The organism is Mesorhizobium sp. NPDC059054, from assembly GCF_042739215.1.
Classification (GTDB): domain Bacteria; phylum Pseudomonadota; class Alphaproteobacteria; order Rhizobiales; family Rhizobiaceae; genus Mesorhizobium.
The window spans coordinates 229,471-242,572 of the sequence record NZ_JBHYHV010000002.1 but is presented as its reverse complement, the minus strand read 5'-3'; the positions used below and the strand labels follow the sequence as shown (position 1 = coordinate 242,572).

The following is a 13,102-nucleotide window of genomic DNA, read 5'->3' as shown; positions in this document are numbered from 1 at the left end:
TCGAGTGCTGTTCAGGGATTGATTGCTATCAGGCCCCTTCCTCCGATGTGAAAGAGACCAAGGAAGGGTATCTGCTGTCGACGGGAGAACTCATCCCTTACAGCGATCGCCGGATCAGACGGTCCCGCGACGAGTTCTTTCACGAGTGCAAGCCGGGCGGCGAAACCGGCTCGCGACGTTCGCTTTGCCTCTATGTGCCGGAGCGTGGCATGTAGCCGAACTGACGGCCGAGCATTGCGAAAGCACCTCCGCAAGCGGAGTATTCCCAGCTTGGCGGTCGTCTATTCCCGAGCACCGATGAGGCCAAAGGAAAGCAGCTCACTCGTATAGTCATGCCTGGGCTCGCGGACGACCTGCTCCGTTGCACCGAACTCAACGATATCGCCGCGCCGCATGACCAGAAGGCTGTCGGACAGATGCGCAACGACCTTCAGATTGTGGGTCACGAAGAGCATCGACAGACCCCGGCTTTCTTTCAGATCCGCCAACAGGTTCAGTATCTGCGCCTGCACGGAAACATCCAGCGCCGAGGTCGGCTCGTCGAGGATCATGAGCTTCGGCTCCAATGCCAGAGCGCGCGCGATCGCGACACGCTGTGCCTGGCCTCCGGAAAGCTCCCGCGCGCGGCGCCCCATGAAATCGGCCGGCAAACCGCAATCCGACAGCAAGCCCGCGATCTTTCTGTTCATGGCAGGCCCCGCCTTCTCGCCGTGTGCGAGCAGGGGTTCGGCAAGTATTTCGGCAATGGTCAGTCGCGGGCTGAGCGACAGATAGGGATTCTGGGCCACAACCCCGATGCGCTGCCGCGTCCGACGCAGCGTATCGCCCTTCAGCGCAAGCCAATCTTCGCCTTCCAGTCGAACCGAACCACTTTCGACAGGTATCAACCTCAGGATCGCTCGCAGCAGGCTGGTTTTTCCTGAACCGCTTTCCCCGACAATGCCAAGGGTTTCGCGTTCAGCCAGCGTGAAGCTGGCGCCGTTGACTGCTGGCCGTGAGCGAGAGGCGAAGAGACCACGCGCCCGATAGCGGATGACCAGGTCGCGCACCTCGAGGATCGCGGCGGAACTCATGGCGCACTCGCCGGCAGATGGCATAGCCATCGATGCGCTTCCGCCAACCGCTTTGGCGGCACCTGCATGGCACAGACGGGCATGGCTTTCGGGCAACGGGGCGCGAAGGCACAACCTTCAATGCCGGAACGCGGTGGCGGAATGGAGCCTTCGATTGCGGCGAGCCGCGCCCCGTGTGGCGCAGCATCGGGCAAGGCGGCCAGCAATGCTTGAGTGTATGGATGACCGGGTTGCTGCAGGACTTCGCCAACGGGACCCGTCTCCACGGAAAGTCCGGCATAGAGGACAGTGACGCGGTCGCATGCTTCGGCGATCACATCCATGTCGTGCGTAATCATCAAAACGGTGAGACCACGATCCGACACCAGTTTCCGCAGCAGCGCCAAAACCTGAGCCCCAACCGAGACGTCCAATGCAGTCGTCGGCTCGTCGGCGATCAGAAAATCCGCGCCAGTCGCCAATGCCTGGGCGATAACCACACGCTGCTGCATTCCGCCGGAAAGCTGATGAGGATAGCTTTTCAGCACCCTTTGAGGATCCGGCAAACCGGTCGCGGCCAGCAGGCTGCTCGCTTCGGCCCAACGCTCCTGGCGCGACATATTGCGATGCGCCCGCAGCACATCGTCCATCTGCCGCGCGATGCTGAGCACCGGATTGAGAGCAGCGGCTGGATCTTGCGAGATCAGGCCGATCCTGCGGCCGCGCAAACGCCCTGCATTCTTGCTCAGATCCTCACCGTCAAAATGCAGACTGTCAGCAACGATCCGGGCCCCCTTCGGAGCAAGCCCAAGCAAGGTCATTCCAGTCATGGTTTTGCCGCAACCGGATTCCCCGATCACGCCGTGAATTTCGCCCTTTTCGATCTCGAGATTTATGGCGCGCACGGCGTGAACATCGCCTTCCGGCGTCGGGATGGTCACGGAGAGATTGCGGACTTCAAGCAGAGGCACGGTTCGCCCCTCCCTTGCGGTCACGCAGGGCATCGCCGAGAACACTGAAGGCGAGAGCGACGATGAAGATCGTCAGACCGGGCATCGCCGAATACCACCAGCGCGCAGGAAAAAACTTCCGGCCCGCGTCGACCATCTGCCCCCAATCGGCTGTGGGAGGCAGTATGCCAAGCCCAAGGAAAGACAAAGCCGCGGCCGTCAGCAGTGCGGGTCCCACATCCAGCGCCGCCTGTACGGTCAGAGGCCGCCCCGTGGCAGGCAGGATGTGCCGGATGATGATGCGTGGATGCGAAACACCCGCGAGCCGTGCCGCCTCGACATAAGGCTGTCCACGCAGCACGAGAACTTCAGCACGGGCAAGTCTGGCGTACCAGGGCCACCAGGTGACTGCGACCGCAATGATGCTGTTGAGAAATCCCGGTCCGAGAGCGGCCGCCATCAGCACCGCAAGCAGCAATGCCGGAAAGGCGAGAAAGACATCGGTGCCGCGCATCAAGGCTTCATCGATCCAACCGCCGAAATAGCCGGCCGCCAAACCGATCGGCAATCCGATGAGCAACGCAAACAGCACGATCAGGATGCCGTTCGTCATCGACACCCGCGCACCATAGATGACACGACTGAGGACGTCGCGCCCCAGATGATCGGTTCCCAGCCAATAGTCCGCCGAGGGCGGCAGGAGCTTCGCCGCCACATTCGGCGCTCCGGCGCCCTGCCCCGGATATGGCGCTATCCAGGGCGCAAGCACTGCCAGAAGGACGAAAACGAGCACAACCCCAAGGGCTATCGTGCCTGGCCAGCCGAGACGGTGCACAAGCCGGGTCATGACAGTGCGACCCTCGGATCGACCAATGCCTGGGCAACGTCGATGAGCAGGTTCATCACGACATAGCAGATCGTCACCACCATCGTGACGGCGGCGATGACGGGGAAGTCCTTCGCAAGGATCGCTTCGGAAACATATCGACCGAGGCCCGGCCACGCAAAAATGATCTCGACCAGAACCGCGCCGGTGAGCGCGTAGGCGAAGGACAGGCCGATCACCGTCAGCGCCGGTCCCATGGCGTTGGGCAGGGCATGGCCGAACAGGATGCGCGGTTCGGAAAGGCCAAGGGCCCGTGCGGCGGTGACATGACGGCGTTCCAGGATTTCGATCATTGCCGAGCGCGTCAGCCGCATTGCCACGCCAGCGGGATAGGATGCCAGCGTGAGCGCCGGTAGGATCAGGTGTTTCAAGGCATCTCCGACGACCTCGATCCGCCCGGCCAGCACGGCATCGATCAGATTGAAACCGGTGATCATCGGCAATGGCGCCGCAATCGAGATCTCGCGCGAAAGCCGTCCGGACAACGGCAGCATGCCGAGCCATTGGGCGAAGATGAGCTGGAGGATCATGGCAAGGAAAAACGTCGGCATCGCCACCGCAGCAATGGAGCCCAGGCTGCTCAGCCTGTCTGGCCAATTGCCTTGCCGCGCTGCCGCAAGAACGCCGAGTGGAATGCCGATCAGCAATGCAAGTCCTGTCGAGAAGATCGCCAGTTCCAGCGTGGCCGGCAGATAAGTCCTCAAATCATCGGCGATCAGGCGACGCGACTTATAGGAAACACCGAAATCCCCGGCGGCCATTGCTTTGGCAAAAGTGACAAAGCGCTCGGCGAGTGGCGCGTCGAGGTTGAGTTCCTGACGCGCCTTTTCGATCTGTTCGGCTGTCGGACGCGGCCCAGCATAAAGCGCAGCCGGGTCCGAGGGAACCACCTGTGCCACGATGAAGACGAGAAAGGTCACTCCCACCACGACAAAGGTGGAGAGAATTGTGCGACGCAGGATGTACCGTACGAGCTCCATCCGACCGCAGGCAGCCCTACCGGCTCATTTCGTTGACGAAGGTCACGTGTCCGTAGGCAGGATTGTCCACATAGCCCTTGATGTCCGAGCGGATGATGTGGACGTTGGGACGATCCAGCATGAACACCGCAGCAGCATCCTCGATCACCTTGCGCTGTGCCTCGATGAACAGCTTCTCGGCGCGTGGACGGTCGGTACCCGACAGTTTTGCCGCCTCGTCGATCTTCGCGTCGAATTCCGGATTGGAATAATAGCCCAGATTGAAGTTCGGCTTCTCTTCGCTGTGGAACAGATTGAAGAGATAGTCATAGGGCGTGACGAATGTCGGCCACCAGAACATCACGAAGATATCCTGCGCCGCGGCGGGGTTCGACTTGCCAAGCTGCCACTGCGCTTCCCATGCCATTGGCTGCAGCGTCAGCGTGATGCCTAGCGTTTCCAGGTTTGCTTTCCAGAGTTCTCCGGCAACCGCCGAGAGGTTCTGGCTGGTGGAATAGGTCATGACCAATTCCAGCCCTGGCTGGACCCCCTCTTCCGCCAGAAGCGCGGCGGCAGCCTTCAGATCGGTCTGCGGGATAGGCGCATCCGGATCGTGGCCCCAGATACCAGCGGGGACGACGCCTTTGGCGCGTGTGCCGAGCCCCATGGTCCCAGCGGAAATGACGTCGTCATACGGAAACGCCAGAGACAGGGCCTGGCGAACCTTGGCGCGGTCGAGCGGCGCGCGCTTGACGTTATAGAGGCCAAACAGCGTTTCGAAGGAAGGATTGACCACAACCCGCAGATCGGGGTTCGCCTGCATCGCCTTGAGATTTTCAAAAGGAATGGTCTCGGTCCAGTCCGCCTGACCGCTTTCGATCATGTTCTGGGCCAATGTCGTATCCTCGATGATCTCAAAGGAGATCGTCTGGAAGGCACCTTCAGGGACTTTGCCCCAATAGCCTTCGGCCCGATCGAGCACTGCTCTTTGACCCGGCTCATAGCGGGAAATCCGGAACGGTCCCGTGCCCGCATCATTACCCTTGTTGAACCAGGCATTGTCCTTGTCGTGCGAGGAAGGAGCGTAGATCCAGGCCGCGAAACCGGCAGACGCGATCAGGTCCAGCGGCTGCGTATCGGAAAGCATGAAAACCACCGTCCGCGGATCGGGGGTCTGGATCGAGGTGACCGATCCCCAGATGAAGGACGCGCCACCACCTATCTTCTTTGTGCGTTCGATCGAACCCTTGACCGCTTCCGAGGTGAGCGGGCTGCCATCGTGGAATTTCACCCCCTCACGCAAGTGGAAGGTCCAGGTCTTGCCGTCTTCGCTGACGTCCCAGGATGTCGCCAGCAAAGGTTCGATCTTGGCCTCGGCGCCCTCGATCGCCGGGATATAGCGCGTCAACCCCTCATAGACGTTGGCCAGCACCGCTCCATCGTTCGAAAAGGAGGTTGCCGGGTCGAGATCCGGGAAACTGGTCGGATAGGCCAATGTGAAAATGCTGCCCTTGCCTTGTGCCATGCTCAGGTTCCAGTGCGAGCTGGCGGCAGTGGCAAGCGCGACAAGCGCTGCGGTCTTGAGAAGGTGGCGACGGTTCATTCATTCCTCCCGTTGATTGGCGGCTGACACGGACGATCAAGCGTCTTCTTTGTAGTGCGGCACCGCAGGTGCATCGGCCGACACGCCCATCGGCACGAAGTCGAAATCATAGCCAAAGGCGCGCGGACCGACGGACTCCAGCGCGATCTCGCTGCGCAACAGCACGGGCGCCGGCATCGACAAAACATCGATGCGCAGGCCGTAACGCAATTCCTCGGTGCCGATCGCGCGCCCGGTTTCGGAATCGACGATGCAGATCAGGTCCGGCACCATCGTGATGATCTTCTCACCTTCGCGCGCGATCAGATATTCGTTCTGGATCTCCACGGTAAGGCTGCGTCCGGTATCGGCATCGAGTCCGGCCACGGTCAGCTTGCCCCGGGTGAAACCCGCCATCACACGACGGCTGATATCGGTGACCTTGCCACGCATCAGCCGTACGCCCCCGGATTGCTTCAAAATGGCTTCGAGTGGATCTGCCTTGGCCGCCCGCGCTGCGAGAACGGCATCGCCCAGGCTCCAGGCCTGGCTGGTGGTGTGAGGCACGCCAAAGCGACGCACGAAATCGCCAGACATCGGCGCCGTCGTCATCAGAGCCGTGCACCCCATGGCAATGGTGCCTGCGCGCAGCAGCTTTTCCAGCATCTTCGGCGTGGTTGCTTCGGTCACGATCAGTACATTGCCATCCGCATCCGCAAGGCCCGCTGGTTGGACAGCCTGGCCATGGATGAAGAACGTCGTCATCTGCACTTCCGGGAACGCCCGCCCCATGCCGTCGGCATCGACCACGGGCAGATCGACCATCGCGGCTGTCAGCATGGGCGCGATGCCGTTGCCGCCACCGACTTCGTCGCCCAGCAGCGCATCGACCTTGCGTCCGAGATGTCGCTCGAGCGCATGCAGCAGCCGCACGCCTTCACCGCCTTCGGCGATTTTCTCGACACCCACGGTCGGGGCGCCGATACCGCCAAGCCCGAGAATCTGGGCATCCGGAGCCATGTCTGCGGGCCGGACCATGCGGATGCGTTTTCCCTCACGCAGCAACGCCTTGGCTCGCAGTGAACCGTGATACGTGCTCCCGCCTCCACCCGTGCCCAGAATGCCGCAGCCGATGGCGATGCGATCGATATCGGCTTCGGTGAGCGTCCAGTATTTCATGCCCGCAATTCCCCGATCACTTTCGCGGCGACGCGAATGGCGTTGCCGGGTAGATAGGCCAGCGGCGTCTCTTCGATCTCAGCCAATGTCACGGTATCGGCGTCGGCTCCCGCCTCGACGGCGCGCGTCCGCGCCTCGCTCACGACAGCCTCAAGGGCGATCTCGCGGCTGGTGCCTTCGAGGGAGACCACACTGTCAACTTCGCCCGAGACCTGCGCGATCGCTGCGCCAATGGCGTTGGCCGAGCCGAAATGATCCGGTTTCAGCGAAACCGATGTGCCCTCGAGAAGCCCTTCGACCAACACCGAGCCGCCGCCGACCAGAATAGCGGGAATGGGGTCGGCGCTGGGTTTCATGCGATCGAGCACCGTCTCGATACTCGCCTTCATCTGCGCCAGCATCTGGCGGGCGAAATCGGGGGTAACGTGGCTGAGGCGGCTGCGATCGCCAAGGTCGACCAGACCCGCCGCCACGGCGATATCCGTGGCGGTCAGCGTGTCGCCGCCAAAGCAGAGCGCTTTTTGCGGGAGGCGGAAGCCCACCGAATCCGGACCGACCGTCGGTTGCTGGCCGGGACGGACGATGCTTCCTCCGCCGAGACCGAAGGAATAGACATCAGGCACTCGAAAATTGGTGGGCACGCCCCCGATCATCGCACCTTCGCTGCGGGTGCGCGGGAACCCTGCCACCAGCATTCCGATATCGGTCGTCGTGCCGCCGACATCGATCACCGCGCCGTCGCTCAGTCCAGTAAGGAAAGCCGCCCCTCGCATCGAGTTGGTCGGGCCGGAAGCGATGGTGAAGACCGGGTAGCGTTCGGCGAACTCCGCCGCCATCAGGGTTCCGTCGTTCTGGGTGAGATAGAGCGGGCAATTGAGGCCCAGCGCGGCAAAGGCCGAACGGAAAGCGCCCACGGTTTCGCGGCCGAGCTTGTTCAAGCTCGCATTGAGGATCGTCGCGTTCTCACGGGACAGCAGACCCGTACGGCCAATCCGATGCGAAAGGCTGATTGCGGCGCCGGGCAATTCTTCGGCGACGATTTCGGCTGCCTCGTTTTCCATACGTGGGTCGACCAGCGCGAACACCGAGCAAATAGCGATAGCGGGGACGCGTTTGGCTCGCCAATCGCGGCAGGCCGCACGAATTGCCTTCACGTCGAGCGGGGCGAGTTCGGACCCGTCATAATTCACACCGCCACCCACCATCGCCGCCCCGCCTTCGACGATCGGACGCAGTGTATCTGGCCAGTCGATCATGGGCGGAAGCGAGCGTGTCGCCGCGCCGCAGAGCCTGAGCACGCCGGCCTTTTCCAGATGGCGTCCTTCAACAACAGCATTGAGGAAATGCGTGGTGCCGATCATCACTGCATTGACTGCGGTTGCCTCCACGCCTGCCTCAGTCAGCACCGCACGGATAGCCGTTGCGACCCCCGAGGTCACATCTGCCGTGGTCGAGGACTTCACCGTTGCCAGAACGTCGGAGCCGCGCAGCAGCGCTGCATCCGTGTTTGTCCCGCCGACGTCCACCCCAATGCGCAGCATGGCTATCCCTTCTTCTTGCCACGAACACCCGACCCGCGGCTGAGCGGGGTCGTTCTTGTACCGAAGACCTTGTAGAGTCGCAGGACGACCGAGCTCTCGACACGCTTGACGCCAGGCAGCTTGCCCAGTTCCTGATCGATGAACTCCAGAAGCGCGGTGTGGTCCGTAACGAAAAGCGAAGCGCTGAGATTTGACGAACCACTCGTCGCGGCGAGGTAACCAATCTCATCATACTCGGCGAGCAGGATGGCCACTTCATCCAACCGGCCTGGTTCGACTTCTATGATCAGTTCGACCTGGACATCACGGCCTAGCGCCACGGGGTCGGGAATGGCGCCGATCACGATCATCTTGGCCTGCAGCAATGCCGCGATGCGGTTTCGGACCGTGCGCTCCGACGTGCCGCCGATGCGTCCCGCGATTTCAGCTGCGGAGAGTCGACCGTCCTCCGTCAGATATTTGATGATCTCACGGTCGAGATCGTCGACGGGATAACGCTGGGTCATTCCATGTTCCATGTCGGCTTTATGACGGAAGTTTCATTTCCGAAACGGAAACATGTCAAGTTATTTTGTGCCGTTTCGGCTAATCGTCAGTCAAAAATCGAAATATCGGCAGCGCAAAGCCTGCGCATCGTCAGTTCCAGCTCGCCGTTTCAGCGAACTGAAGCCCAAAGCGCACGTCTTGCCGTGTGACGGGCGAGCATTTGCGGAGCCCGCCACGACACATCGTGGGCGGATTCGAACAGCTTCTACCGCGGGACCAATCGTCGCGCGGACAATACGGCGTGGATCGTCAGCTTAATCTTGTGCCGGAACCGAATTCAAACAGCAGCGCCTTGCCGAGATCCAGCTCCAGGCCAACACTGCTGCCCTGGGCCGTCATGCCGGCGGCCGTCCTGATCACCGATGGAGCCCCTTGTACATTCAGGGTCACTATGTCCTCGGGCCCAGTCGGCTCAACCAGATCGACGGTTGCCGAAAGGGATGCATTCCCCTCCCGCACGATCTGAATGTTCTCGGGACGCAGCCCCAGGATCGTTTCCGTCTGGTCGTTCCGTCCAATCGAGCCCAAGGATTGAGGCATGGAAAGTTCGACATCCGAGTTGGAAAGCTTGAAACGCAGTTCCCCGTTTCGATTGACTGCCTTACCTTCGAGCAGAGTGATAGGTGGTGAACCGATGAAACGGGCGACGAACAGATTGGCTGGATTGAAGTAGATTTCCTGAGGCGTACCAATCTGCTGCACCACGCCGCGATTGAGAATGACGATCTTGGTGGCGAGCGTCATCGCCTCGATCTGATCGTGCGTGACATAGACCATGGTCCGTTTGATACGCTGGTGCAGTCGCTTGATCTCCGCACGGAGATCGCCGCGAAGTGCGGCATCGAGATTGGAAAGCGGTTCGTCGAAGAGGAACAATTTGGGATCGCGCACCAACGCCCGCCCGATTGCAACACGCTGACGCTGACCGCCGGAGAGTTCCCGCGGCCGCCGCTCCAGGAGTGGCTCTATCTGCAGGATTGCAGCAACACGGTCGACACTTTCCGATATCGCTTTCTTGTCTAGCCCGCGCATCTTCAAGGGGAAGCCGATGTTTTCGCGCACGGACATGGTCGGATACAGCGCATAGGACTGGAAGACCATTGCGACATCACGCTCGCGCGCCGGAAGGTCGGTGACATCTCTGCCACCGATGACGATCGAACCGCTTCCGATCTCATGAAGTCCGGCTATCGCATGCAGCAGCGTGGACTTGCCGCAACCGGAAGGCCCGAGCAGGACGACGAAAGCCCCCTCTTCCACTTCGATGGAGATGTCGTTGAGGACAGCCACGGAGCCATAGGACTTGCGGACATCGCGGATTGAGAGCTGCGCCATGTTTTCTCCTATCAGCCCTTCACGCTACCGAGTGTCATGCCGCGCACGATTTGTCCCTGAACCAGGATTCCCAAGACCAGCATCGGCAGCATGATCAGGGTGGCGGCCGCAGTCAGCGCCCCCCACTGGATGCCTTGGAAGGTCAGGAACGAGGTAATGCTGACAGGCAGCGTCTGCGTGCTGCGGCCGGACAGCGTCAGGGCGACAAAGAACTCGTTCCAGGTAAACAGGACGCAGAGGATCAACGTGGCCACCACGCCGCCTCGTGCCGCCGGCAGATAGATGCGCCAGAAAATGGCGAACTCCCTTGCTCCGTCGACACGCGCCGCATCGCGCAATTCTCGCGGGATGTCGTCGAAGAAGGTGATCAGCAGGGAGATCGCGAAAGGAACATTGATGAAGGCGTATACGGCAATGAGCAGCCAGTGCTGATTCAACGCGCCAAGACGCACCGCGAAATAGTAGACCGGAATTACAAAGACGAGAGCCGGCGCGATGCGGAGGCTGAGGATGAACTTTTCCTGCCCGCGCCGTTTCTCGGCATCCTGCTGTGTTATGCCGTAGGCGGCCAGCGCACCGATCGCAACGGCGATTGCGCTCGATGAGATCGACACCACGAAACTGTTGGTGAACGCCCTGACAAACGTCTGATTGGAGAGGACTTTGCGGAAGTTGTCGAGCGTCGGCTCAAACAGCCAAACCGGCGGAATGGCGAAGGCATCGCGCGGCAGTTTGAACGATGTCACGACAACCCAATAGAGCGGGAAGAGAACCGCGGCGAGCAGGACGACAAGTCCAACATAGAAGAAGAACCGTTTGATCATCTGGGTTCTCCTTTCCTCGGAAAGAGAACGCCGTACATCGCAAGCAGTGCGACGTTGGTGAATATCGTCAGGATAAGCGCGACGGTGAGCGAGTACGAAATCTCGAAATTGGTGAAGGCGACCACATAGCCGTAGAAGTTCAGCGTCTCCGTGGAGAGCGCCGGCCCTCCTCTCGTCATGATGTAGAAAAGATCGAAAGCCTTGATGCTGTCGATTGCCCTGATCAACGCAACGATGGCGATCGCCCGCCGCAGCATCGGCAACAGCACATACCAGGTGACCTGCCACTCGCGCGCCCCGTCGACCCGTGCTGCATCGAGCGGATCGGAAGGTGCTGAATCGAGTGCCGCCATCGACAACAGGATCACGAAGGGTGTCCACTGCCAGATGTCGGCGATGAGCACGGAATAAAGTGCAACCTGCGGACTGCCCAACCAGTCCATGGCATCGAACCCGAGGCGGGAAAGAAGATAGTTGGCCATGCCCGAAGCGGGGTCGAATATGAACCGCCACGTCAGACCGACAACCACCGGGGTCATGATGATAGGCACGAGCAGCAGCGTTCGAACGAGACGCTTGAGCGCAAAATTCCGGTCCAGGAAAATGACGATCGCCAGCCCCAGCACCACTTCGATCGACGTTGCAAGGACAGTGAAAAGCACCGTCCGCCATAGCGCCCAGAGGCCGCGAGGATCGTTGAAGAAACGGATATAGTTGTCGATGCCGACAAATGTGTCGCGCCCCGCACGCATGAGCGAGAGATCTCTCAGCGACAACCAAACGACGTAGACGGTAAGCACCAGCGAAGTGAGGCTCAGGACGGCTACGATCGGTTGATAGAAGAATCGCGATGGGTCGGTTCGTTTTGCCATCATACCCAATCCGAAATCAGAACCCCTGCCGCGCCCAGGGAGATAGGCGCGGCAGGGCACGATCGTCCGCCTTAGCGCCCGATCGCGGCATTGTTTGCCTGATCGGCTTCCTTGAGGGCATCGGCGGCGGTCGCCGTGCCTGCGATCACTTTCGAAACGGCTATCCCGGTGTTGTTGATGACTTCGTTGGCTTGCTCGATCGTCGGCAGATACTGAGGGTTACCCTGGTTGATGGCGGTAATCATCGCCTCCTTGAAGGCCCCGTAGCGCTTGCTGAAACTCTCGCCATTCAGCGCGGTCAGCGAAGTCACGCCTGAGTTGGGGTCGCTGGCCATCGACTTGAGCTGCTGTTCCTTCGCGGTCGCCCACGCCGCAAAGAGTGCAGCCGCTTCCGCATTCTGGGAATCCGCAGTCACGTAGAGACTGTGGACAGCCAGGGACGACGAGCCACCCTTCGGCGATTGCGTCTGTACCGGGACGGGCACATAGCCCACCTTTCCGACAACGCTCGAAGCCGCCGGGTCCTCATTGTACGCGCCGTTGACGGTGGCATCCAAGGTCATCGCTGCCTTGCCTTGCTGGAACAGCAGCCTGTTTTCCTCCCAGCCGAAGTTCGCAACGCCGACAGGACCGTAGCTCTTCAGGACCCGAGCGAAATCATCCAGGGCCTTGGTCCCTTCCGGGGTCGCCAGGTTCGACTTGCCGTTTTCATCCAGGAACGAGCCGCCCATGCCCCACAGATAAGCCGCCCAGACATAGACCCCTTCGATGCCCTGACGGCCACGCATGGTGATGCCGGCGATTTCCTTGTTCGTCTTTTCCGAAATGGTTTTCGCAGCTTTCTCGATATCGTCGAACGTCTTCGGTTCAGCCAGACCGTACTGTTCGAACAGGTCCTTGCGGTACATCAGGAACGTGCTCTCGCCGTAGACCGGCAGACCGTAGACCTTGCCGTCCACGACATTGGTGTTGAAGTAGCCGGGCACGAAATCCGCCTTGTCGAAGAACTGCGGATATTTGGTCAAGTGCTCGTCCAGCGGCACGATGTAGCCATTCTTCACGAAGCCCGGCACGTAGATGATGTTGTTTTGGACGACATCATAGCGGCCGGACTTCGAGGACAGCTCGAGCAGCATCTTGGCCGTGATGTCCTGTTCCGGCACCACTTCAAGCGCGACGTCGATACCGGTGACCGTCTTGAATTCCGGAAGCAGTTTCTGGATGGCATCCGTCGTCGGATGCCCCTCCATGAGCACTGAAAGCTGCACGCCGTCGAAAGGTTTGTCCTGCGCAAGTACCGGAGCGGAAAGGCACGCAAAGATTGTGGCGGCAGCGCTTGCCGTCATGAAAATCCGTCTGTTCAGCATGTTAGTCCT

General features: G+C 60.6%; 13 protein-coding genes. 1 reads left to right on the top strand and 12 read right to left on the bottom strand.

What is annotated here, in order from left to right:
* Positions 1-47: 47 nt before the first annotated feature.
* Complete coding sequence (locus ACFWXH_RS09000; protein ID WP_161808029.1) at positions 48-215, top strand: hypothetical protein; 168 nt, start codon at positions 48-50, stop codon at positions 213-215.
* Between the two features lie 66 nt (positions 216-281).
* Here the strand turns inward: ACFWXH_RS09000 and ACFWXH_RS08995 are convergent, their stop codons facing one another.
* The 12 genes from ACFWXH_RS08995 to ACFWXH_RS08940 all read right to left on the bottom strand — a co-directional run bounded on the left by ACFWXH_RS08995 (position 282) and on the right by ACFWXH_RS08940 (position 13,093).
* On the bottom strand, positions 282-1,103 hold the full coding sequence (locus tag ACFWXH_RS08995; protein WP_379119405.1) for an ABC transporter ATP-binding protein: 822 nt from the start codon (positions 1,101-1,103) through the stop codon (positions 282-284).
* Positions 1,070-2,023: an ABC transporter ATP-binding protein gene (locus ACFWXH_RS08990; protein WP_379119403.1), complete on the bottom strand. Its 954-nt coding sequence runs from the start codon at positions 2,021-2,023 to the stop codon at positions 1,070-1,072. The genes ACFWXH_RS08995 and ACFWXH_RS08990 overlap by 34 nt, the downstream gene beginning before the upstream one ends.
* Positions 2,010-2,849, bottom strand: a complete 840-nt coding sequence (locus tag ACFWXH_RS08985; RefSeq protein ID WP_379119401.1) for an ABC transporter permease — start codon at positions 2,847-2,849, stop codon at positions 2,010-2,012. Before ACFWXH_RS08985 ends, ACFWXH_RS08990 begins: the two co-directional genes overlap by 14 nt.
* Entirely contained in the window at positions 2,846-3,868 is a 1,023-nt protein-coding gene (locus ACFWXH_RS08980) for an ABC transporter permease (RefSeq protein WP_379119399.1), read from the bottom strand. The genes ACFWXH_RS08985 and ACFWXH_RS08980 overlap by 4 nt, the downstream gene beginning before the upstream one ends.
* A 16-nt stretch (positions 3,869-3,884) precedes the next feature.
* Positions 3,885-5,450, bottom strand: coding sequence for an ABC transporter substrate-binding protein (locus tag ACFWXH_RS08975; protein WP_379119397.1), 1,566 nt, complete (start codon positions 5,448-5,450; stop codon positions 3,885-3,887).
* A gap of 36 nt (positions 5,451-5,486) precedes the next feature.
* Positions 5,487-6,608, bottom strand: coding sequence for a DUF917 domain-containing protein (locus tag ACFWXH_RS08970; RefSeq protein WP_379119395.1), 1,122 nt, complete (start codon positions 6,606-6,608; stop codon positions 5,487-5,489).
* On the bottom strand, positions 6,605-8,149 hold the full coding sequence (locus ACFWXH_RS08965) for a hydantoinase/oxoprolinase N-terminal domain-containing protein (RefSeq protein ID WP_379119393.1): 1,545 nt from the start codon (positions 8,147-8,149) through the stop codon (positions 6,605-6,607). The genes ACFWXH_RS08970 and ACFWXH_RS08965 overlap by 4 nt, the downstream gene beginning before the upstream one ends.
* A gap of 2 nt (positions 8,150-8,151) precedes the next feature.
* Positions 8,152-8,655 carry an Lrp/AsnC family transcriptional regulator gene (locus tag ACFWXH_RS08960; protein ID WP_054308410.1) on the bottom strand — a complete coding sequence of 168 codons (504 nt, stop codon included), beginning with the start codon at positions 8,653-8,655 and terminating at the stop codon, positions 8,152-8,154.
* 289 nt (positions 8,656-8,944) lie between these two features.
* Positions 8,945-10,030 (bottom strand): ABC transporter ATP-binding protein, encoded by a 1,086-nt coding sequence (locus tag ACFWXH_RS08955; RefSeq protein WP_379119390.1) that lies wholly within the window; start codon positions 10,028-10,030, stop codon positions 8,945-8,947.
* Positions 10,031-10,041: 11 nt separating this feature from the next.
* Positions 10,042-10,854, bottom strand: a complete 813-nt coding sequence (locus tag ACFWXH_RS08950) for a carbohydrate ABC transporter permease (RefSeq protein WP_379119387.1) — start codon at positions 10,852-10,854, stop codon at positions 10,042-10,044.
* Positions 10,851-11,726 carry a carbohydrate ABC transporter permease gene (locus tag ACFWXH_RS08945; RefSeq protein WP_379119384.1) on the bottom strand — a complete coding sequence of 292 codons (876 nt, stop codon included), beginning with the start codon at positions 11,724-11,726 and terminating at the stop codon, positions 10,851-10,853. Before ACFWXH_RS08945 ends, ACFWXH_RS08950 begins: the two co-directional genes overlap by 4 nt.
* Before the next feature lie 71 nt (positions 11,727-11,797).
* Positions 11,798-13,093 (bottom strand): ABC transporter substrate-binding protein, encoded by a 1,296-nt coding sequence (locus ACFWXH_RS08940; RefSeq protein WP_379119382.1) that lies wholly within the window; start codon positions 13,091-13,093, stop codon positions 11,798-11,800.
* Positions 13,094-13,102 lie beyond the last annotated feature (9 nt).

Excerpts from the sequence above, each read along its gene's own strand:
- ACFWXH_RS08995 (WP_379119405.1), bottom strand. The coding sequence starts at position 1,103 with ATGGCTATGCCATCTGCCGGCGAGTGCGCCATGAGTTCCGCCGCGATC.
- ACFWXH_RS08985 (WP_379119401.1), bottom strand. The coding sequence starts at position 2,849 with ATGACCCGGCTTGTGCACCGTCTCGGCTGGCCAGGCACGATAGCCCTT.
- ACFWXH_RS08980 (WP_379119399.1), bottom strand. The coding sequence starts at position 3,868 with ATGGAGCTCGTACGGTACATCCTGCGTCGCACAATTCTCTCCACCTTT.
- ACFWXH_RS08975 (WP_379119397.1), bottom strand. The coding sequence starts at position 5,450 with ATGAACCGTCGCCACCTTCTCAAGACCGCAGCGCTTGTCGCGCTTGCC.
- ACFWXH_RS08970 (WP_379119395.1), bottom strand. The coding sequence starts at position 6,608 with ATGAAATACTGGACGCTCACCGAAGCCGATATCGATCGCATCGCCATC.
- ACFWXH_RS08965 (WP_379119393.1), bottom strand. The coding sequence starts at position 8,149 with ATGCTGCGCATTGGGGTGGACGTCGGCGGGACAAACACGGATGCAGCG.
- ACFWXH_RS08960 (WP_054308410.1), bottom strand. The coding sequence starts at position 8,655 with ATGACCCAGCGTTATCCCGTCGACGATCTCGACCGTGAGATCATCAAA.
- ACFWXH_RS08955 (WP_379119390.1), bottom strand. The coding sequence starts at position 10,030 with ATGGCGCAGCTCTCAATCCGCGATGTCCGCAAGTCCTATGGCTCCGTG.
- ACFWXH_RS08950 (WP_379119387.1), bottom strand. The coding sequence starts at position 10,854 with ATGATCAAACGGTTCTTCTTCTATGTTGGACTTGTCGTCCTGCTCGCC.
- ACFWXH_RS08945 (WP_379119384.1), bottom strand. The coding sequence starts at position 11,726 with ATGGCAAAACGAACCGACCCATCGCGATTCTTCTATCAACCGATCGTA.
- ACFWXH_RS08940 (WP_379119382.1), bottom strand. The coding sequence starts at position 13,093 with ATGCTGAACAGACGGATTTTCATGACGGCAAGCGCTGCCGCCACAATC.